Annotated in this window: 14 protein-coding genes; 6 read left to right on the top strand and 8 right to left on the bottom strand. The window is 46.3% G+C overall.

Annotated features, from left to right (window positions below):
- Positions 1-267 precede the first annotated feature (267 nt).
- The gene (locus tag ACFVRY_RS25640; protein WP_387503115.1) at positions 268-3,048 is read left to right on the top strand and encodes an S-layer homology domain-containing protein; all 2,781 of its coding nucleotides are present in this window, start codon (positions 268-270) and stop codon (positions 3,046-3,048) included.
- A gap of 97 nt (positions 3,049-3,145) precedes the next feature.
- Here ACFVRY_RS25640 and ACFVRY_RS25635 read toward each other — a convergent pair whose 3' ends face one another.
- Both ACFVRY_RS25635 and ACFVRY_RS25630 read right to left on the bottom strand, forming a co-directional pair.
- Positions 3,146-4,006, bottom strand: a complete 861-nt coding sequence (locus ACFVRY_RS25635) for a flagellar motor protein MotB (protein ID WP_387503114.1) — start codon at positions 4,004-4,006, stop codon at positions 3,146-3,148.
- The gene (locus tag ACFVRY_RS25630; protein WP_387503113.1) at positions 4,003-4,791 is read right to left on the bottom strand and encodes a flagellar motor protein; all 789 of its coding nucleotides are present in this window, start codon (positions 4,789-4,791) and stop codon (positions 4,003-4,005) included. Before ACFVRY_RS25630 ends, ACFVRY_RS25635 begins: the two co-directional genes overlap by 4 nt.
- 177 nt (positions 4,792-4,968) lie before the next feature.
- Between ACFVRY_RS25630 and uvrB the strand changes: the two genes are divergently transcribed.
- The 5 genes from uvrB (at position 4,969) to galU (ending at position 14,431) form a co-directional block, all read left to right on the top strand.
- The gene (uvrB, locus tag ACFVRY_RS25625; protein WP_387503112.1) at positions 4,969-6,960 is read left to right on the top strand and encodes an excinuclease ABC subunit UvrB; all 1,992 of its coding nucleotides are present in this window, start codon (positions 4,969-4,971) and stop codon (positions 6,958-6,960) included.
- Between the two features lie 225 nt (positions 6,961-7,185).
- The gene (gene uvrA / locus ACFVRY_RS25620) at positions 7,186-10,059 is read left to right on the top strand and encodes an excinuclease ABC subunit UvrA (protein WP_387503111.1); all 2,874 of its coding nucleotides are present in this window, start codon (positions 7,186-7,188) and stop codon (positions 10,057-10,059) included.
- Positions 10,060-10,344: 285 nt separating this feature from the next.
- Positions 10,345-10,554 carry a DUF2759 family protein gene (locus tag ACFVRY_RS25615; RefSeq protein ID WP_066378701.1) on the top strand — a complete coding sequence of 70 codons (210 nt, stop codon included), beginning with the start codon at positions 10,345-10,347 and terminating at the stop codon, positions 10,552-10,554.
- A gap of 222 nt (positions 10,555-10,776) precedes the next feature.
- Positions 10,777-13,329 carry a U32 family peptidase gene (locus ACFVRY_RS25610; RefSeq protein ID WP_387503109.1) on the top strand — a complete coding sequence of 851 codons (2,553 nt, stop codon included), beginning with the start codon at positions 10,777-10,779 and terminating at the stop codon, positions 13,327-13,329.
- 214 nt (positions 13,330-13,543) lie between these two features.
- Positions 13,544-14,431 (top strand): UTP--glucose-1-phosphate uridylyltransferase GalU, encoded by an 888-nt coding sequence (gene galU, locus ACFVRY_RS25605; protein ID WP_387503108.1) that lies wholly within the window; start codon positions 13,544-13,546, stop codon positions 14,429-14,431.
- A gap of 95 nt (positions 14,432-14,526) precedes the next feature.
- On the opposite strand, the gene ACFVRY_RS25600 is transcribed toward galU, so the two are convergent.
- From ACFVRY_RS25600 to ACFVRY_RS25575, 6 genes are all read right to left on the bottom strand, one after another.
- Entirely contained in the window at positions 14,527-16,983 is a 2,457-nt protein-coding gene (locus tag ACFVRY_RS25600; RefSeq protein WP_387503107.1) for an O-antigen ligase family protein, read from the bottom strand.
- Positions 16,984-17,161: 178 nt separating this feature from the next.
- Positions 17,162-17,722, bottom strand: a complete 561-nt coding sequence (gene rfbC, locus ACFVRY_RS25595) for a dTDP-4-dehydrorhamnose 3,5-epimerase (RefSeq protein ID WP_387503106.1) — start codon at positions 17,720-17,722, stop codon at positions 17,162-17,164.
- Between the two features lie 21 nt (positions 17,723-17,743).
- Complete coding sequence (gene rfbA / locus ACFVRY_RS25590; protein ID WP_387503105.1) at positions 17,744-18,622, bottom strand: glucose-1-phosphate thymidylyltransferase RfbA; 879 nt, start codon at positions 18,620-18,622, stop codon at positions 17,744-17,746.
- Positions 18,623-18,679: 57 nt separating this feature from the next.
- Positions 18,680-19,651: a glycosyltransferase gene (locus ACFVRY_RS25585; protein WP_387503104.1), complete on the bottom strand. Its 972-nt coding sequence runs from the start codon at positions 19,649-19,651 to the stop codon at positions 18,680-18,682.
- Positions 19,652-19,662: 11 nt separating this feature from the next.
- The gene (locus ACFVRY_RS25580; RefSeq protein ID WP_387503103.1) at positions 19,663-20,931 is read right to left on the bottom strand and encodes an ABC transporter ATP-binding protein; all 1,269 of its coding nucleotides are present in this window, start codon (positions 20,929-20,931) and stop codon (positions 19,663-19,665) included.
- 50 nt (positions 20,932-20,981) lie between these two features.
- Entirely contained in the window at positions 20,982-21,722 is a 741-nt protein-coding gene (locus ACFVRY_RS25575) for an ABC transporter permease (RefSeq protein ID WP_387503101.1), read from the bottom strand.
- Positions 21,723-21,794 lie beyond the last annotated feature (72 nt).

Genomic DNA, 21,794 nt, shown 5'->3' with positions numbered 1-21,794 from the left:
TGAATAATTAGATCTATGTACCTATTTGAGTAGTAGTAGTGACTTATAAAATTATAGTTTACTTATAAAAACTTCTCTCAGTTTAAAGAACTAGAGAAGGGTCTTTTTACATATATTAGATAGAAAAACATGGATTAAATAACTATAATATCAGAGAAGGGTTACCTGTATTTCTCATATGAAGCAGGTTATTAATTTAATGGATAATGGTCGGAGAATCGAAGTTTTACAGATTCCAGATGATCGAACACGAGGAGATATTAGGAAATGTACAAACAAACAAGCAGGGTATTGGCGGCATTATTGTCAGCCAGTATGATTTTGGGGAGTGTGGCCTTCGCGGCGGCGCCCGCGGAGACAACAGACATTGACAAGCAAAGCCAGGTGACATGGTCTGATACCAAGGGACACTGGGCTAAGGAAGCTATCGAACGCTGGAGCGCACGCGGAATAGTAAATGGCACAGCGGCAAACAAATTTGAGCCTGAACGTGCAGTAACGCGCAGTGAGTGGGTAGCACTACTCAATCGCATTTTCCAGCCACAGTTGGGTAAGAAAACCGCTTTCAAGGATGTGTCGGAGGATAAGTGGTTTGCAACTGATGTAAGTACTGCGGTCTACGGTGCATATATCCAAGGCTTCCCGGATGGGACATTTAGACCAGCAGCTACATTGAGCCGTGCGGAAGCAGCTGTGTCTATAACGAGATTGCTGAAGCTGCCAGCAGCAGTTTCCGGGGTTTCTTTTGCGGATCAAGCTGACATCAAAGACTGGGGCAAGGACGCTATTAATGCGGTCGTGGAGCAGGGGATTCTCACAGGCTATGGCAATCATACTTTCCAGCCGAACAAAGCATTAACCCGTGCGGAAGCAGTAGCTCTGGCAGATCGTGCGGTGAATTATTATGGTGACTGGTACGGTGAAGCTGGAACCTATGGTCCCGCCATTGGGCTGAGTCAGGTCAAAGGCAATGTGATTATTAATGCACCGGGCGTCAGTTTGAAGAATACTGAGATCAACGGCAATTTGATTATCGGTAAAGGTGTTGGTGCTGGGGATGTCTACCTCAACAATATCAAGGTCAAGGGAGAGGTATTCATCTATGGTGGTGGTGAGAACAGCATCCATCTGAAGGATAGTGTCCTCATCAAGATCATCGTCGATAAAAAAGAGAGTTCCGTCCGGCTAGTTGCCGAAGGGAACTCTACGGTGCAGGAGATCACAATGAATACCGGTGCCATCCTGGATGTATCTCAAGGTGTTAGTATTAACAGGGTCTCATTGACGGAGAATATGCCTCCCAACAGCACTGTAAGTCTTAAAGGCCATTTTAATACAGTGAACGTAGAGGCTTACGGTATTACTCTCAAAATTCCTTCAGGAAGTGTGAAAGAGTTGAACATGGCTAAGCAGGGAGGGGGCTCTACTCTTGAGATCTCCAAGGAATCTTCGATCCTATCCTTAGTGCTGAATGCTTCAACCAAGGTCACGGGTCTGGGCAGCATCCAGAATAGTATCGTGAATGCGCTCGGAATTTCTTTTGAAAATAAACCGGAAAATCTTACGCTGGGCAGCAGCGTGCCTGCCGATCTCACTGTAAGCATTGGGGGAGCGACAGGCGCTACATTAGCTCCAAAAGCATCATCTACCCCAGCTCCGGTAACAACGCAGGTTCCGGTTCAGGCTGTTGGAGGTGGTAGCGGGGGTGGAGGAACTGGCGGAACTGGCGGAGGTTCTGAAAGTAGACCGACTGCGGTTCCAACAGAAGGCTCAACGCCAACTCCGGTTCCGACGGCAACACCGGTAGCCACATCGACACCAACGAGCTCGCCAACTCCAGTGTCTACAGCGACGCCGACACCGGCAAACACGGAGACTCCTGTGTCTACAGCAACGCCGAAACCGCCGAGTACACCAATACCTTCGGCGACACCAGCAAGCACGGCAACTCCAGTGGCATCAGCAACACCGTTACCGGAGTGGACACCGTACCCAAGTCCTAGTGCGATACCAAGCTCGATGCCAACGTATGAGCCAACACCAACACCAGCGCCATCCCCAACACCGGCAGCAACGCTGGCTCCGGACCCAACAAGAACTCCTTATCCGCAGCCTGATGACTTTATTCAATTGGATAAACGACATGTTGGAGTTGGAGAGGCAGTATACTTTACAACAGATCGTGATTATGATCTATACCTTATAAGAGCATGGGTTTCCTATGATAAAGATTCACTTGAACAGGCAGTACAAAATGGTGAAGCGATGAAGAAACATGTGAAGGCGGGGGAACGGAATTACTTTGACACAAGTAGTCTTAAGAATGTAGGCTTCCCTCAGAATCATCAGTTTAATATTATTGCCTACGATGGCAACAGATATCAAGGTTATGTGTGGTTAACTATTCTTAATGAAAGTGAGCCGCTCTTGGACAAACCCGATGTATTTCCTTATCCTGGATATCCCGAATATCAAGTGCGGTTTTATTATAACCGCAGTGTTTATCTTGCTGAGGGGCAAAGTCTAGAGAGCATTGTACAGTTCCGTGAAAATAACGGAGAGTTTAAGAGTTTTACTTCAGCTTCAGGCAGAGTTCAGATTATAGGCAATGAGGTTTACATCAGAACGGTTAGAGGGTTGTTGGAATACAATAACTTCTATGATTTTAAGCTGATCGCAGGGGCAGTCACAACAGCCAGTGGGGATAAGAATGTCGAGTTTATTAGCAGTCATCATACCCGGGCCATCAGGCTAGATTTGTTGTCACCAAGGCCTCCTTTGGGAGAAACGAGAGCGAAAGCCAAAGCGGGTGATATGTTGACATTTACAATTGATGCGCCGGGTACTGTTTATATGGTTCCTTTCGCAGAAAGCGGACCCCAAGCAGACTATGATAAAATAGTTAAAGAAAATCAGGGGTTGAAAATGGAAGTTGATGCTTCCAAAGTAAATCAGTATGTAAGACTACAAGTTACATCCTTACCGCCAGGAGATTATTATTTAGGAACACGCTATGGTTTAGGCACAATTATAACTGTGGAAGAATAGATGAAACAGCTAATAAATGTATGACAAAAGCTCCCGGCCGTTTAATAGACGACGCGGGAGCTTTTCTTGTTTTAGTATATATACTTGCATAAGTCTGTTATTTGCCTTGGAGTTGGCGCAGCACGATAATCTCAACGCGGCGGTTCTTCTGCCGTCCGGCTTCGGTGGTATTGTCGGCCGCCGGGCGCGTATCGCCATAACCTGCATACTGGAATGTACTTGGCTTCAGTCCTTCTTTGTCCACAAAGTAGCGGAGTACAGAAAGGGCCCGGGCCCCGGACAATTCCCAGTTGTCGTTGTAACGGGATAGCCTTGAGAGGGGCATGTTGTCGGTGTGGCCTTCAATGCTGATTGTAGCGCCGATTCCGTGGAATAGACCCGACAGCTGCTTCAAGGCAGGAAGGGCAGGGCTTTTAAGCGCCGCATTACCGGGATCGAATAGAAAACGGTCACTGAGTGTGATCGCGATGCCCTGTGGCTTGTCGGCCACAAAGATTTGGTCACCCAGATTATTGTCCTGCACGTATTTAGTGATAACGCCCATCAATTCGGCAAGCCGGGCTTCCTGCTCGCGGAAAGCCAGCTCTCGTTCCGAAGGTTTCAAGTTATCTGAATTCGTTGGCGAAGGCCCTTCGCTGGCCTGGGCTCCGCCAGCGTCCTGCCCTTTTCCTGGTGCCGGACCGCCGGGTTGCGCCTGCCGACCCGGGCTGATACCGTTTACTCCCTGTTGCCCATCCAGAAGGACGTTGCCTACATCTAGTAAAGCACTCCCGTTCTTGAAGGTTTGCGATAACGAGCCAGTGACGACATTATACTTCTCCGTGTCCAGGCTGCTCATAGCATAGAGCACGACGAAAAAAATAAGCAGTAGTGTAATAAGATCTGCATAAGTGATCATCCAGCGGTCACGGCTGTCCTGTTCGGTTCCTCTCTTCTTTCGGCGATTTCGCTGTCTCATGAAAGGCCTCTTGAACGGATGGACTCAGCGGGGGCTGGAGTCGAATCATCAATAAAGGAATTCATTTTCTTGCGCACCAGCTGCTGATGCTCTCCGTTACGAAGAGCGAGGATGCCAACGAGCAGCATTTCCATAACATGCAGTTGCTCCTGGCTGCGGGATTTGATTTTGGAGGCAATGGGTAAAAAAATAAGATTGGCGCTGGCAACCCCATACAGCGTTGCCGTAAAGGCGACCGCGATGGAGGGGCCTAGACTTGAAGGATCAGTTAGGCTTCCTAGTACGTGAATCAATCCCATGACCGTACCGATAATGCCCATAGTAGGCGCATAGCCTCCAGCGGCCTCGAAAATCTTGGCATAGCTTTCATGTTTGGCCTCCAGAGCGTCCATCTCCAGCTCCAGGATTTGCCGAACCTGCTCAGGGTCAGTACCGTCGATCATGAGTTGCAGACCTTCGCGGGTGAAGGGGTCAGGGTGCTCCTCTGCTCTTTTCTCTAGAGCAAGAACCCCGTTACGCCGGGTAATAGCAGCCATTGCAATGATTTCTTCGGCTTTTTCTTCAGTGTTTCCAGCGTTTTTGGCAAAAGCCAGCGAGAGTGCTGCTGGAAGGGTACGCAGTCTGGATGCTGGAAAGCTGATCAGTACAGCTGCAATCGTTCCTCCAAACACAATGAGGGCAGCGTTCGGTTGTAGCAGGCCGGTGAGGCTTCCGCCTTCCCAGAAGAAACCTCCGACCATGGCCGCGAGTCCGGCCACAATGCCGATTATTGATGTGATATCCATGCTGCATGCTCCTTAAATTTCTATATATTATGGTTTGCAACGTTACCGTCAACACTGTATAATGAACGGGAACAAGTATTCTTATCTTCCAAATTTTATCACCATCGTATGAAGAGCCTATTTTCAGATAACAATAATATATTAATATATTTTAGTCGATAGAGGGGAGACGGGCAAATGAGTGATATTGTCCTCAGTACGAAGACTTTTGAGCTGGAGTCCGAATATACACCCCAGGGCGATCAGCCTCATGCCATAGAAGAACTACTAGAAGGCATCCGGCAGGGCAAGAGGCACCAGACGCTGCTGGGAGCAACAGGTACAGGGAAGACCTTTACCATCGCACAGATGATTTCGAAGCTTAACCGCCCCACACTCGTTATCGCACACAACAAGACACTGGCTGCACAGCTCGCGAGTGAGTTTAAAGAGTTTTTTCCTAGCAACTCGGTAGACTATTTTGTCAGCTATTACGATTACTATCAGCCTGAAGCCTATATTCCTTCCTCCGATACCTACATTGAGAAAGATTCCAGCATAAACGAAGAGATAGATAAGCTGCGGCACTCGGCGACCAGTTCTTTGTTCGAACGCCGTGATGTGATTATCGTGGCGAGTGTGTCGTGTATCTATGGCCTCGGTTCGCCGCAGGAATACGGAGGGTTGCTCTTATCGCTGCGGGTGGGCATGGAGAAGCCGCGCAATCAGATTCTCAGCCGGCTTGTGGATATTCAGTATCAGCGTAATGATATGAATTTTGTACGCGGGACCTTCCGTGTGCGGGGCGATGTTATTGAGATCTTCCCGGCCTCGCAAGGGGAGCATGCCATTCGCGTCGAACTGTTCGGCGATGAGATTGAGCGTATTACAGAGATTGATGTGCTGACAGGTGAACTGATCGGTGAGCGTGATCATGTTGCTATTTTTCCGGCATCTCACTTTGTAACGAAGGAAGAGACTATGAAGGTGGCCCTTGTCAATATTGAGCGTGAACTGGAAGAGCGGCTGGCTGCACTGCGCGATGCAGGTAAGCTCTTGGAAGCGCAACGGTTGGAGCAGCGTACACGCTATGATATCGAAATGATGAAGGAAGTGGGCTTCTGCTCCGGGATCGAGAACTATTCTGGTCCGCTTACCTTCCGGGAACGGGGGGCTACCCCCTATACGTTAATGGATTATTTTCCGGATGATATGCTCATTGTCATAGATGAGTCGCATGTGACGCTGCCACAAATCCGGGCGATGTACAATGGTGACCAAGCGCGCAAGAACGTCCTCGTGGATCACGGGTTCCGTCTGCCGTCTGCGCTGGATAACCGGCCGCTCAAATTCGAGGAGTTCGAGGATAAGGCAAGTCAACTCGTATATGTGTCAGCAACACCGGGACCGTATGAACTGGAGCATTGTCCGACAATGGTACAGCAGATTATCCGGCCTACAGGTCTGCTGGACCCTATTATTGAGGTTCGTCCAACCGAGGGGCAGATCGACGATCTGATCAGCGAGATTCATGACCGTATCGCCAAGGATGAACGGGTACTGGTCACTACGCTCACCAAGAAAATGTCGGAGGATCTGACCGATTATCTTAAAGATATCGGAATCAAGGTCCGCTACATGCACTCTGATATCAAGACCTTGGAGCGGATGGCCATTCTGCGCGATCTCCGTCTGGGTACGTTCCATGTACTCGTGGGGATTAATTTGTTAAGAGAAGGTCTTGATTTACCAGAAGTATCATTGGTCGCGATCCTCGATGCTGACAAGGAAGGTTTCCTTCGTTCGGAGCGGTCGCTCATTCAGACAATTGGTCGTGCCGCGCGGAACTCCGAAGGACGGGTATTGATGTATGGTGACCGAATCACGGACTCTATGGATAAGGCAATCAGTGAGACCCAGCGCCGCCGTTCCATCCAGATCGCCCATAATGAACAGCATGGGATTACACCAACAACGATCCATAAGCGGGTACGGGATGTCATCGAGGCAACGAAGGTTGCAGAGTCGAAGGCTGATTATCTGACCGGAGCAGGTGGCAAGATGAGCAAGAAAGAACGCCAGACTCTGATGCAGCGCCTCGAAGCAGAGATGAAGGACGCGGCCAAGAACCTTCAGTTCGAACGTGCTGCAGAGCTTCGTGATGCCTTATTGGAGCTGCGTGCCGAGTAGCCGCTGAAAGGCGCTCTTTTTTCGATAAAAAAATATAATATGAACGGCGCTATCCCAGGCCGTTCTTTTTAGATCATCCCTTTGTACGGCTTTCAGTTCAGTCGATTCATTCCGCACAATCCCGCCCATCACTACAGTTTCCTAAATGTTACCCTGAGAGCTGCGAATTCCCGGGCCTACATTGAAGATTGAAGTGGGGTGGGTGAACTCTAGGAGGTTATAGTGTTGGCGAACGAAAATATTGTAATTAAAGGCGCTAGGGCGCACAATCTTAAAAATATAGATGTGACGATCCCCCGCGACCGCTTCGTCGTGCTGACGGGACTTAGTGGTTCCGGCAAATCATCACTGGCGTTCGATACGATCTACGCTGAAGGTCAGCGCCGTTACGTTGAATCGCTGTCCGCCTACGCACGCCAGTTTCTGGGACAAATGGAGAAGCCGGATGTAGACTCCATCGATGGATTGTCGCCAGCGATTTCAATCGATCAGAAGACTACTAGCCGCAACCCACGTTCCACGGTAGGGACGGTTACAGAAATTTATGATTACCTGCGGCTATTGTTCGCGCGTATCGGTCACCCGCACTGCCCGGACCACGGTATTGAGATTACCTCCCAGACCGTTGAACAGATGGTGGACCGTATTATGCAGTATCCGGAACGGACACGCCTGCAGATACTGGCTCCTGTAATTTCAGGACGCAAGGGAGAACATAAAGGTCTTTTCATGGATATTTCCAAGCAAGGCTTTGTTCGTGTGCGTGTGGATGGTGAATTGCGTGATGTGAGCGAGGATATTGAGCTGGAGAAGAACAAGAAGCATACCATCGAAGTGGTTGTGGACCGGATTGTCATCAAAGATGATATCGCGACCCGGCTGTCAGATTCCATCGAGACTGCGCTGAAGTTGTCGGGCGGTAAAATCCTTGTTGATATTATCGACCAGGAAGAGCTGTTGTTTAGCTCCAACTTCGCTTGCCCAGTTTGTGGATTCAGTATCGAAGAATTAGCTCCGCGGATGTTTTCCTTCAACAGTCCGTTCGGAGCTTGCAGTGAGTGTGATGGACTGGGTGTGAAAATGGTGGTCGATCCTGATCTGCTGATTCCAGATATGGGGAAATCCATTGAAGACGGGGCCTTCTTGGCCTGGACCGGAAGTACCTCCAACTACTACCCGCAATTTTTAAAGTCAGTCTGCGAGCATTTTAATATTCCGCAAGACGTACCGGTAAGCGAATTGACACCAGATCATATGGAAAAGCTGTTGAACGGCACGGGTAGTGAGAAGATCCGCTTCCGCTACGAGAATGATTTTGGGCAAAAGAAAGATGCCTTGGTTGCCTTTGAAGGTATCATTCCCAATCTGGAGCGTCGTTACCGCGAGACGGCATCAGACGGCATCCGTGAGTTCATCGAAGGTTTTATGAGCGCGAAGCCTTGTCATGTCTGCAAAGGTAAACGCCTGAAGAAAGAGATTCTGGCAGTGACGATCAGTGATCGCAATATTGCTGATGTTACGGATCTTTCTATTGGCGATTGCGAGCAATTTTTTGAACAAATTGTTCTCTCTGAGAAGGAGCAAGCTATTGCCAACTTGATTCTCAAAGAAATCAGCAGCCGCCTCGGCTTTTTGGTAAACGTAGGCCTGGATTACCTGACACTCAGCCGGGCAGCAGGCTCCTTGTCCGGAGGGGAAGCTCAGCGTATCCGGCTGGCGACTCAGATCGGCTCCAGCCTCATGGGCGTACTGTATATTCTGGACGAGCCGAGCATCGGGTTGCATCAGCGTGATAATGATCGCTTGATCTCTACCCTTGCACATATGCGTGACCTCGGTAACACTTTGATTGTGGTTGAGCACGATGAAGACACGATGATGGCTGCCGACTATATCATTGATATTGGCCCGGGTGCAGGGATTCATGGCGGTCAAGTCATTGCTCAGGGTACGCCGGAAGAGATTATGAAGGACCCTAATTCCCTGACGGGACAATATTTAAGTGGTCGGAAGTTTATCCCGGTGACCTCCAAACGCCGTCCAACAGATGACCGTTGGCTGGAGATCCGTGGCGCCAAAGAGAATAATCTGAAGAATGTGAATGTCAAAATTCCACTGGGTGTCTTTACGGCTGTAACAGGCGTATCAGGGTCAGGTAAGTCTTCGTTGGTCAACGAGATTCTGTATAAGAGTCTGGCTCGCCATCTGAACAAAGCAGTGAAGGTCCGTCCAGGACTGCACAAAGAGATCAGAGGGCTTGAGAATCTGGACAAAGTAATTGAAATTGACCAGTCGCCAATCGGACGAACTCCGCGTTCTAATCCGGCGACGTATACCGGCGTGTTCGATGATATCCGTGACTTGTTCGCCAAGACCAATGAGGCCAAGGTGCGCGGTTTCCAGAAGGGCCGCTTCAGCTTCAACGTTAAGGGTGGACGCTGTGAAGCCTGCCGTGGGGACGGAATTATCAAGATCGAGATGCACTTCCTGCCGGATGTCTATGTGCCTTGTGAGGTCTGCAAAGGCAAGCGGTATAACCGTGAGACCCTGGAAGTGAAATATAAAGGCAAAAACATATCCGATGTGCTTGAAATGACTGTGGAAGATGCAACGGAATTCTTCGTTAACATTCCGCGTATTCACCGTAAAATGCAGACACTGCTTGATGTTGGTCTTGGGTACATTAAGATCGGACAGCCGGGAACAACACTGTCTGGCGGGGAAGCACAGCGTGTGAAGCTGGCTTCCGAGCTGTACCGCCGCAGCACAGGCAAGACCTTGTATATTCTGGACGAACCTACAACCGGGTTGCATGTGGATGACATCGGTCGCCTGCTGGAAGTCTTACATCGCCTTGTTGATTCCGGAGAGTCCGTGCTTGTTATTGAGCACAATCTGGATGTCATCAAGACTGCCGACTATCTGATCGATATGGGACCGGAAGGCGGTAGCGGTGGAGGGACGGTGCTGGCTACGGGCACACCAGAGAAGCTGATTACTGTTGAGGCGTCTTACACGGGCAGATACTTGAAGCCTATTCTGCTCCGGGATACGGAACGGACCGAAGCCTTGCAGTTGGAGACGTCGGATATTAGCTAGATGATGTATTTTTAGGTAGAGGGTCACGCGATAGCGTGGCTCTTTTTCTTTAGCTTAAGGCCAAGAAACGGGTAGTTGGTTATCACGCTCTATGGTACCATCCCTTCTTGTAAATGATGAAAATCATCTCTTTTAAGTGAAAAATGGATGTAAATTATATTTTTTGTGACATTTACCTCATTTTTTGTACAATACCTCTTGCGCAGCCCAAATGGTAGCGATAACATAGAAGGGAATATGGGAATAGAGGCGCTTGCTTGACAAAACTTTTGAGGAGGTATCGCCATGCTGCTTGCAGAAGCTGCCGCACAAGAACCGTCTAAATTTCATACCTTTGATGTATTCATGATTTTGTTCACGATCCTCATCTTGGTTGGGGTAGTACGGCTGCTGAAGGCTCCGCAGAAGAACAAATTCGCCATTGCTTTTGGTGCAGTGAGCTTGCTTGTCTTCGTTGTTTCCGACTATGCCATGGTGATGAACTGGTTGAGCTAGAATAAAGGCAATCCAGGATAACTGAAAAGTGAAGTCCGAAAGACTCCTTTACCGCCGTGGCGAAATAAAGGTGTCTTTTTTATTGGGGAGCCAAGCGGATTATGTACTTTCACACCTATATTAAATATTGGCAAACACATGGCGAATAGGTGTGATTTTTGATACAATAAATAAGTTAAACGTATAGAAATGACCCGTCTTGGACGGTTTGGGAGGATATAAATGAAAGAGCAGGACATACGCAGAGAAGACGTGGAGTTGCTGGCTCCGGCTGGTGACTGGGACTGTATGCGGGCGGCTGTGGCGAACGGGGCGGACGCTGTCTTTTTTGGCGTAGAAAAATTTAATGCACGTGCTAGAGCGAACAACTTCCGCATGGACGAGCTGCCGGAGATTATGGCTTTTCTACACAGCTATGGTGTAAAAGGCTTTCTGACCTTTAATATACTTGTGTTCGAGAATGAACTACCTGAAGCTAAGGAACTGATTGATGCCTGCGTGGACGCGGGGGTTGATGCAGTGATTGTACAGGATTTGGGGCTGGTTAAGCTGATTCGCGAGATCTCTCCGGACTTCCCAATCCATGGTTCCACACAGATGACAATTACTTCGCCGGAGGCGGTCGAATTTACGAAGCCGTTCGGAATGGAACGTGTAGTACTGGGCCGCGAAAATAACTTGAAGCAGATTCGCATGATCGGTGATCAGGCGCGTCTGCCGATGGAAGTATTCGTTCATGGTGCGCTTTGCGTCTCCTATTCCGGTCAATGTCTAACCTCGGAAATGTGGGGCGGACGCTCCGCCAACCGTGGGGAATGTGCGCAGGCCTGCCGTCTGCCATATGACCTGATGGTCGATGGTGAGATCAAACCTATGGGTGATGTGACTTACCTGCTCTCACCGAAGGATTTGGCGGCCATTGAATTGATGCCGGAACTGATTGAAGCGGGCGTAACCTCTTTTAAAATTGAAGGACGTCTTAAAACCCCTGAGTATGTAGCTAACGTGGTTAGCAAATACCGTAAGGCCATCGACCGTTATTTTGATGGTGAATGGTCTGCGCCATCCAAGGAAGAAATGCGTGAGCTGCAACAGAGCTTCTCGCGAGGCTTCACGCATGGCTTCTTGGATGGGACGAACAATAAGAAGTTGGTTGACGGGACTTTCCCGAAAAGCCGTGGTGTCTACCTTGGTACGGTTGAACAAATTCTGCGTGACGGTGTAGTCTGCCGCATTCACGCGCCGCTCAAGCGTGGTGACGGGATTGTATTCGACGCAGGCGATCCTACGAAGAAGGAAGAAGGCGGACGCGTCTACGACTTGCGCCGTAAAGGCGTGAAGCTGGAAGGCGAAGCCGGTGAAGGTTGGGTTGTTGATATTGTTGCTGGACGCAATGATGTGGATCTGCGCCGTCTGCATGTTGGCGACCGGATCTGGAAAACCAATGACCCGGCGTTAGACAAAGCACTTCGTCAGTCTTACGAGACCGAGAAGCCATACCGGGTATTCCCGGTTCAAGTAAAGGTAATCGGAAGTGTTGGCGAAATGCTGCAGACTTGGTGGACGGACACGCAAAAAGGCGTGACCGTACAGGTGAATTCGGAGCTTGCGCTGGAGACTGCACAAAAGCGTCCGATGGACGCCGCCCTGCTGGAAGAACAATTCGGCCGCTTGGGCGGCACGGTGTTCCAGCTAGAGGCGCTGGAGTCGCATCTGGAAGGCGACGTCATCGTGCCTATGCGCGAGCTGAACAGCATCCGCCGCCGCGCGGTGGAGCTGCTTGCGGGCGAGCGCCCGAAACCGCCCGTCTACGTGAAACGGGCGGTAGAGGTCTACGGCGACGCGAGCCGCAGGGGCGTCGCTGAAGCAGCCATCCCGGCTTTGCAGGATGGCTGGGGTGTGCGCGGCGCGGCGGAGCTTACCGCGCTGTGCCGCAGCCTCCCGCAGGTTGAGGCTGCGCTCAAGGCCGGCGTGAAGAACATTTACGCCGACTTTGAGTTCATCAAGCAGTTCCCGGCAGCCGTAGAGGCTGTGCGGGCTGCGGGCGCAAGCATTGCGCTGGCAACGCCGCGTATCCATATGCCGAACGAGAACGGCTACCATGCCAACATCCTGCGTCTTCAGCCGGATGCGGTGCTGGTCCGCAATACAGGTGCATTGTATTACTATCTGCGCCGCCGGATGGAGCAGCCGGATGCTGTTCATCCACGACTGATTGGCGACTTCTCGCTGAATATTGCCAATCACAAGGCTGTAGATCTGTTCCTCGAAGCCGGGTGCGATATGGTGACACCATCCTACGACCTGAATATTCAACAAATGGTGGATCTGCTTGGCCGCAGTGATACCTCGCGGATGGAGATCGTAATCCATCAGCATCTACCGATGTTCCACACTGAGCACTGCGTGTACTGTACCTTCATGAGTGAAGGTACAGACTACACGAACTGCGGACGGCCGTGCGAAGATCATCGGGCGTCCCTCCAGGACCGGATCGGTATGTCCCATCCTGTACGTGTGGATGAGGGCTGCCGCAACACGGTGTATAACGCTGTGGAACAATCCGGCGCAGAGTATTTGAACAATTTCCGTGAGCTAGGAGTTTCCTCATACCGGGTGGAGTTCCTGGAAGAGACACCGGAGCAGGTGGCTGAGGTCATCAGCTTGTACAGCCGTGCACTGCGTGGTGAAATCTCCGGCACTCAAGTATGGAAGAGCCTCAAGGCTACTAACCAGCTTGGTGTTACCCGCGGACAACTCGTGAATGCGAAATAATTAAAGATATACACAATAGGCGGACATAACGTGGAGAATCTCCAGGGTTGTCCGCCTGATTTGTTTTGAGGGATTTGGGTGGATAGAGCGTTCAGCAATTTTTCAGGAGCACTGAACTGCCATAAATGGGATATTACTGTTATAATTAAAAAATATATATGCTAATTCGCCATCTGCGAGATATCGAATTGATAAAATAGAAGGAGCCTATGTCATGAAGATTCGTAAGGCCATTATACCGGCTGCTGGTCTCGGTACACGCTTTTTGCCCGCGACCAAGGCCATGCCTAAAGAAATGTTACCCATTGTAGACAAGCCGACTATCCAGTACATTGTAGAGGAAGCTGTAGCTTCTGGCATCGAGGACATTATTATCGTAACGGGGAAAGGCAAACGTGCTATTGAGGACCATTTTGACAATTCGTTTGAACTCGAGTTCAATTTGGCTGAGAAGCAAAAGTGGGAGTTGCTGGAATCCGTCCGTAAGTCGTCTGAAATGGCTGACATTCATTATATTCGGCAAAAGGAACCGAGAGGTCTCGGTCATGCTATCTGGTGTGCGCGTAAGTTCATTGGGGACGAGCCATTTGCAGTTCTGCTAGGTGACGACATTGTCGAATCGAATAAGCCCTGTCTGAAACAGATGATTGAGGTCTATGACCAATATAAATCCTCTATTGTCGGTGTGCAGCCTGTACCTTGGGAAGAGGTGTCCCGATATGGCGTTGTGGATGCAGTTCCTATCGCTGAACGGGTATATAAAGCTAATCGGCTTGTGGAGAAGCCAAAACGTGAGGAGGCACCTTCTAACCTGGCCATATTGGGCCGATATATCCTGACTCCACGGATATTCGATATGCTGGGTGAGCAGCAGGTAGGTGTAGGTGGAGAAATTCAGCTCACCGATGCCATAGCGCGCCTAAGTGAAGTGGAGCGGATTATTGCTTATGATTTTGAAGGCCACCGTCATGATGTTGGTGAGAAAATGGGCTTCATTCAAACCACAATACACTATGCCCTCCAGCATGAAGAATTAAAAGACGACCTGCTTCTTTATCTTAAAGAGATCATTGAGAGTGAAGCAGCTAAAGCGACGAAATAGTCGACTTGTTTCTTTCATCTACTAATTACAAAAAACGGGTACCTATCCTATAGAGGAAGGTACCCGTTTTTTGTACAAAGCATGTATTCAGGAAATTAGAATTGGATGGCTACAATTTTATCAATTTGGCCTGCTTCTGTGGGTTCAGCAGCGATTAACTGATCGTATACCGCTTGATCCTGTCCACCGTTTTTCTTCAGTGCCGCCAAGTACCAGCGGGCGATTTCACGATTATTCGGGTCAGTATAATCTTGGCTGAGACCAAGCTTTAATGTTTCTGCAGCAGCCTCAATCTGACCGGACATGTACTGTATCTTACCGGCATTCAGCGCGATTTCTGGAGTAACTGAGAATGGCCGTCCTTGCATTTGCTCTGGAGGGAGCGTCTTAAGATGCTCTACGCCAGCTACAACATGGTCATAGGCAGCCAGACCTGTTTTAAAGTATTCCTGTTCCTTCGCCTTATCCTTCTGGTTGTATGCGTCCTGACCGAGTTCAAAAGAACTGCTGATCAGTCCGCTGTACCAAATGATGTCCCAATTGAACTTGTCGGCATTATCCTGATACACCGCTAGAGCCAGATCCTTTTGACCCTTAAGGTTATAGTAGGAGATCAGTTGATTCAAAAGATTCTTATTATACGGCTCATCTTTAAGTGCGCGAGTTAACAGGCTAAAGGATTCGTCTAGGTATTGTTCATCCTGGGTTTGGTTATAGATCTGCTGATCCATAGAAGAAAGATAAACTACCGATTCAGGATGGGTCGGACGGTTCCTCAGGGCTTTGGTCAGAGAGGCCTTGATCTCTTCATAGGATTGGCTGACACCCATAAGTCTCTTGGCGCTAACTGCAGCGTTGCTGGAGCTGATGTAGGTAACCGAGAGGAACAGCAGGAACAAGGATCCTAACGCAATTACAGCCAGATATCCCAGGCGAAGTCCAGCTTTGTTCCAATTCCGGCGTAGTGGTTTGCTGTCCATGACAGCAGCCATCCCGGCCAGACCTAGAAACACAAGAATGCCCATAAAGGCGTAGCTCATATTGAAGTCCAGCAAGCTGTGAATAAGAATGGAGAGCGTAATAATGAGATAGAAGAATCCGTTATTGAACTCATCTTTGTCTCGTCTCACGTACCCACGAATATACTTATAGAAGATATAGAGAATGAAGCCCATAAATACGATGAAACCTAAAATACCTACCTCGATCAGGAACTGTAGAAAGAAGTTATGTACCTGACGGCTCGTATAAGGGTTATTCTGATAATGTTCATACAGCGCAGACCATCCTCCGCCGCCAGCACCAAGGATCGGATAGTCTTTTACTACTTTGACAGCATCCTTATAGAAGGTGAAACGTTCAAGCACACTGTGCTGCTTAAAGTTGATATTCTCAAGGCGTGTTTCGATATTGTTAGGCAAGATGCTCTTGGCGCTTGTGCCAATAAGCAAGAATGCTATTAGACCAACCAGCACAACGGAACCCAGAGGAAGCCATAAGCCTGTCCATTTACGGGAAGACCAGCTCCCGAGCTTCTCTTGCAGCCATGGAGCGGCAAAACGTTGGATGGCCCAACCAAGACCTGCTACAACTACCGAAGCTCCAAGAAGGTACCCCCAGCCCTTGAGCGCTGCTGAAGAGGAGAAGGCAGTATTCAATTCTATTCCGATATTCGTAACCGGGTTGGTAATGACGAGCGATATCACCCCAGCAATGCCTAGATGGATAATCCACAGAATTTGTTGTGCAGGCTTTAAGAACAATAGCAGCAATATAAACACCACAGGCAGCATTACAAGACCACCGCGTGAGAGGGTTAGCAGCAGGGATACAATGATAGGTACTAACATGAAGCTGTGTGTCAACGTACCATACCATTTGCGCGAGCGTACCAGTGCGAACACTGCAACAAATAGAAAAGCCATCAGAAAGGCTGCATAGGTATTGGCATATTGGAAAATAGAAGTTAGTCGAAGACCGTTGGAATCCGTCATCACTGCATCCAAATATATACCGTTGCGCACGGTGTTGGAGAACCAGCCGACCAGACTGCCCGCTAGCTTCCCTCCTCCAAGCCAATTCAGGAGACCAAAGCCCACAATGAAATAAGCAATCGCAAGCACTGCGTTCTCAATGACAACATTTACTTGCTTTTTCTTCAAGAGATATAACGCTATGATGAATACAGCGGCGTACATGCTCTGAATAAAGAACATATTCATCGCCATATAATGTGAAACAGCGACAAACAGCGACAATGCGTAGGTGATGGGGAGAAACACGGCAAAGAGGCCTATCAGGTCCCGCTGCTCATCCAGTTTGAACTTCTTAAAGTCCAGGCCCACCCAAACCAGCAGCATAAGCGCTCCAAGCAATGCAGATATATAGATTGGTTTCTCAAAGTCTACTAACTGTCCATTAAATAATCCCACCTGAAACGGTGTCCAGAATAAAAATAAAATAAAACCAACAACTAATGCCCACAACGAGCCTGATATTTTTGCAACATTTCTCGACTGCACAGCGGTTTTACCGTATACTGGTTTCGACACGTTATAATCTCCTTTTCCTGTAGGTACGACAATATTTTAGCATAACTATATGAGCAAGTCTTGTAATAATCCTCTTTTGAGAATGTTCTTCTTAATTACGTTACTATCAATAAAAGAATCATGGCCTGTAACCTATAGAGTTCCTAAATGGAATTCCAAGGTACAGGCCAACTTTTTATTAGATATCTAAAACAAAATTCAAGTCCGCTTCTTTTAAAGAAGGTGCTAGTTCATCCTTAGCAGACAATACTGGTTTGAAATCAATAGGCCAAGAAATTCCGATTTCCGGATCACTCCAAGATATTCCTCTATCCAGATCGGGAGAATATAGTTCGTCAACTTTATACATTACTTCCACATCTTCTACTAGGGTTACAAAACCATGCGCGAAACCCTTAGAGACAAGTAATTGTTTCTTGTTGTCTGCACTTAACTCAACTCCAAACCATTTCCCATAAGTGGGACTGCCTTTCCGGATATCCACAGCAACATCATAAATAGCTCCTCGAGTACAACGGACAAGTTTGCTCTGCGCTTTAGGATTTAACTGGTAGTGTAATCCCCGAAGAGTTCCTTTTGTTGCAGAAAAAGAATGATTATCTTGAAGGAATTTCAGGTTAATTCCATTCTTTGAAAAAATATCTTCGTTATAAGTTTCCATAAACCAGCCTCGATGATCTCCGTATACAGCAGGCTCAATAATCCATACACCTTCCAGTGTTGTTTTTGTAAGTTTCACGTCACCCACACCTTCTGTTATTTAATATTTAATTTTACCAGTCGCTACTTTTATCAGATATTGCCCATACCCAGTTTTGCTTAACTTTTGTCCACATTCCCACAGATGTTCTTTTGTGATCCATCCATTAATATATGCAACTTCTTCAGGTGCGGCTATTTTAACACCTTGGTGTTCTTCTATTGTTCTTACAAAATTAGTCGCGTCAACTAGGCTCTGATGGGTTCCTGTATCTAACCAAGTATACCCACGTCCAAGTAATTCAACATCTAACTCGCCTAATTTCAGGTATGCTTCATTTATTGATGTGATCTCAAGCTCTCCACGCGATGATGGTTTAACCTCTTTTGCGATTTGTAGGACACGATTGTCATAAAAATATAGCCCTGTTATCGCATAATTGGATTTTGGTTCCTGTGGTTTCTCTTCAACGCTAAGGACCTTACCCTCATTATTAAACTCAACAACACCAAATCGCTCTGGATCTTGTACATGGTACCCAAAAACAGTAGCTCCTTTTTCTTTATCAGAAGCACGTTTAAGAAGCTTGCGGATGCCGTTACCGTAATAAATATTGTCGCCTAGAATCATAGCAACTGAATCATCTTTAATGAAATCTGCACCTAATATAAAGGCTTGTGCTAAGCCTTCCGGATTTGGCTGTACAATATACTGAAGTGATATTCCAAACTGCGAACCATCTCCCAGGAGATTGGCGAATCTTGGAGTGTCCTCTGGAGTAGATATAATTAGGATATCTTTGATCCCTGCTAACATTAATGTAGACAAAGGATAATATATCATTGGTTTATCATAAATAGGAAGTAACTGCTTACTAGTTACCATAGTTAAGGGGTATAGTCTGGTTCCACTTCCCCCTGCGAGAATTATTCCTTTCATTTCAGCTCAGCGCCTCCTACATAATATAATCACTCTTAATTAGAGCGATCTTTTCCATTATTCCGCAATATAATTAAATAGTGACTCTCTAAGGACAGCATCATCCAAAAAATCTAATTCGGGGTTATCTCTGCCGTTTTTGATCGCATTGTTAATATAAGTACGTAAAATCCATAAAAGCTTATCGTTACCTTGCAAATTGATAGATTCAGCTAGTTCTTCCAGATTAGATCTCGGATCTCCCGTAAATATATGGGTGTTTTCGAATCTATGAAGATGTGCTGCATAAATCCAGCATATTTCAAAAAGCATATGTTTCCTATTTGAATGAATAGTGTTATTACCATGAATACGATATCGCATTAGAGGTTCTTCAATAAGATAACATTTTCCATGATCAGCTGCTCTAAGTGCAAAATCCCAGTCATGAGCAAAGCGCAAATTTCTCATGCCACCAATTGCTAAATAAAGCTCTTTCGTAAATACCATATTACTTGTTGTAGAGATAAAATTAGACATGAGCAGATTTTTTACAAAGTCATCGCTTTTAGCAAAAGATTTCTCTTTGTTCGGAAAAGGCCAAGGCTCCATGTCCTTCCATCCGTGTTTTATTCCTAGGGTTTTTCCAGAGTCATTAATAATTTTTATATAAGTACTTACTAATTCAACGCCAGGGTTTTTAATAAAGGCATCCATGCATTTCTCTAAACGGTCTTTCTCATAAACATCGTCTGAATTTAATACAGTAAGATAGTCACCAGTGGCCATATCCAATCCACGGTTTATTGTATTATGGGCTCCATTATTATCTTGCGAAATTACTTGTAGACGCTCATCCTTGAACGATTGGGCAACTGCAAGCGAATTATCCTTTGAACCATCGTCTATAACTATTAGTTCTAAGTTCGTATAAGTCTGGTCCAAAACACTTTTAATTGCTTCAGTGATAAAATTCTCATGATTATATAATGGAATTATCACAGAAATTTTAAATTCTTGATTTAATGGCGTTTTCTTTTTGAAAAACATAGCGCACCTCTCTAATGGGTTTTCTCTAACGTTATACCAGGTGGTACTAAATATCCACGTCCCTCTTGATATGGACGAGAATCTCTTACAACAATAATTAATGCATCATTGATCCATTGAATTTGTTCATGCGCTTGATATGTGCCATTTGCCAAAGCTATATCCAAAGAGTATTTCCCATTTCTTAAATAGGGGAAATCCATTTTAAATCTAAAATTATAAAGCCCTTTAGTTAAGGGTTCGAGAAGGATTTTCTCAAAATGGGTGTTAGTTACAATCACTGAATTTCCCAAAGCATCTTTTAAAGTGAATCCTAGAATAGGCATATCCACGTCTTTATTAATTCTTAAACTAAAATCAATCCCTACAGTATCGCCGCCGGCTACAGTAACAGACTCTTTCCCATCCTCAAGATTAATGAGACGAAGAGTTTCAAAATAGCCATCGCCGTTACCGAAGGCTTGGGCATTTGTTTGATTTATAACACTATCTGTCTCTTTAGGGCTATCAGAAATAGAGGTATAGGAAGTTACAGATTGCATTTCTTTAATGTCATAGCTCATAAAAGCTTGATACTCATCTAGGATCTTATCTGGTCGACCTTCTTTGAATATTCTACCACCATCCATCCAAATAATTCGATCACAAAAGCTGGCTAGTGCTCCCGTATCATGACTAACCATTAGAACTGTCCCAGTTTTTTTGATCTCTCTTATTTTCCGGTAACATTTTTGTTGGAATCTCATATCTCCTACACTTAATGCCTCATCAACGATTAGAATTTCAGGATTTATATTTATAGCTACAGCAAAAGCAAGGCGTACAAACATGCCGCTAGAATAAGTTTTTACGGGTTGATGAATGAATTCCCCGATATCAGCAAACTCTAGTATGTTCTTTAAGCTTTTATCAACGTATTCTTTACTAAATCCAAGCAAGGTTCCATTGAGGTAAATATTTTCGTATCCCGAAAGATCGCCATTAAAGCCTGCTCCTAATTCAAGTAGAGCAGAAACGTTTCCATTTACGCTTATTTTTCCTGATGAAGGGGTTAGAACCCCAGCTATCATTTTTAAAAGAGTAGATTTTCCAGATCCATTTTTCCCGATTATGCCCAATGTTTCGCCGCGCTTTACATTAAAAGAGACGTTATCTACAGCATGAAAGTTCTGATGGAATTTTTTTTTGCTTGGACTTAAAACTTCTTTTACCCTGTCAAAAGGCTGGTTGTATAGTTTGTATACTTTTGATATTTGATTTACGTCAATTAAATAATCCAAAACGTATCTACCCCCAACAAAAATACTGTCATAAAAAGATCGTTGGTGCACTAAATTACATCTGCAAAATGAGACTTCATCCGTTTGTAAAAGGTAATTCCTATTGTTCCGATTATAAGTATGATCACCCAAAAATAAGCTGTTTGTAGGGGATGAGTGAAAAACCATTTTCCATATATTAAAGCCTCTCGATAACCATTAATCACATAGTATATTGGATTAAGTTTTATTAGCCATCTGAATTTTTCAGGAATAACCCCTTCTTCCCACATAATTGGGGTAAGCCATATCCCAAATTGCAATAATATACCGACTATTTGCGAAGTATCCCTAAAAAACACATTTAGTGTGGAAATTAGATATGCCAAAACGGTAATAAGAGCGAACAGACATATATTAAAATATAAAATGCTAATTAGCTGTACTCCAGGAAAATGACCATAGGCTGTATAAATCAATATTAACAGGATATTGAACGCAATATTAAGAAAGAATGATGCCGTTACTTTAACTAGTGGAAGTAGACCTATCTTGAAAACCATCTTCTTCACTACAAATGAATAACTTGTGAATGCCCCGGTTGAATTTATTATGGCATCAGCAAAGAAATTCCACGGTATCATTGCTGCACAAAGCCATAGAATAAAAGGGACATTGGAAATTGGTTGTGCACGGAATCCGACTTGGAACACAAACCAGAAAATCAGAATTGTCATAAGTGGTTGAATTATTGCCCATAAAATTCCGAAATAAGATCCAGAAAATCTACTTTTGAAGTCGCTTCTTGCCATGTTAAAAAGCAACTGTCTACTTCCCCATAGATTTCGAACTGAGTTTAAGATATGAATCTCTCCTTTAACTAC

This window comes from Paenibacillus sp. NPDC057934 (assembly GCF_042887565.1).
Taxonomy (GTDB): Bacteria; Bacillota; Bacilli; order Paenibacillales; family Paenibacillaceae; genus Paenibacillus_AQ.
This window is presented reverse-complemented; position numbering and strand designations above follow the sequence as displayed.

Excerpts from the sequence above, each read along its gene's own strand:
- ACFVRY_RS25610 (WP_387503109.1), top strand. The coding sequence starts at position 10,777 with ATGAAAGAGCAGGACATACGCAGAGAAGACGTGGAGTTGCTGGCTCCG.
- ACFVRY_RS25585 (WP_387503104.1), bottom strand. The coding sequence starts at position 19,651 with ATGTTTTTCAAAAAGAAAACGCCATTAAATCAAGAATTTAAAATTTCT.
- ACFVRY_RS25635 (WP_387503114.1), bottom strand. The coding sequence starts at position 4,006 with ATGAGACAGCGAAATCGCCGAAAGAAGAGAGGAACCGAACAGGACAGC.
- rfbA (WP_387503105.1), bottom strand. The coding sequence starts at position 18,622 with ATGAAAGGAATAATTCTCGCAGGGGGAAGTGGAACCAGACTATACCCC.
- uvrB (WP_387503112.1), top strand. The coding sequence starts at position 4,969 with ATGAGTGATATTGTCCTCAGTACGAAGACTTTTGAGCTGGAGTCCGAA.
- ACFVRY_RS25640 (WP_387503115.1), top strand. The coding sequence starts at position 268 with ATGTACAAACAAACAAGCAGGGTATTGGCGGCATTATTGTCAGCCAGT.
- galU (WP_387503108.1), top strand. The coding sequence starts at position 13,544 with ATGAAGATTCGTAAGGCCATTATACCGGCTGCTGGTCTCGGTACACGC.
- ACFVRY_RS25630 (WP_387503113.1), bottom strand. The coding sequence starts at position 4,791 with ATGGATATCACATCAATAATCGGCATTGTGGCCGGACTCGCGGCCATG.
- ACFVRY_RS25615 (WP_066378701.1), top strand. The coding sequence starts at position 10,345 with ATGCTGCTTGCAGAAGCTGCCGCACAAGAACCGTCTAAATTTCATACC.
- ACFVRY_RS25575 (WP_387503101.1), bottom strand. The coding sequence starts at position 21,722 with ATGGCAAGAAGCGACTTCAAAAGTAGATTTTCTGGATCTTATTTCGGA.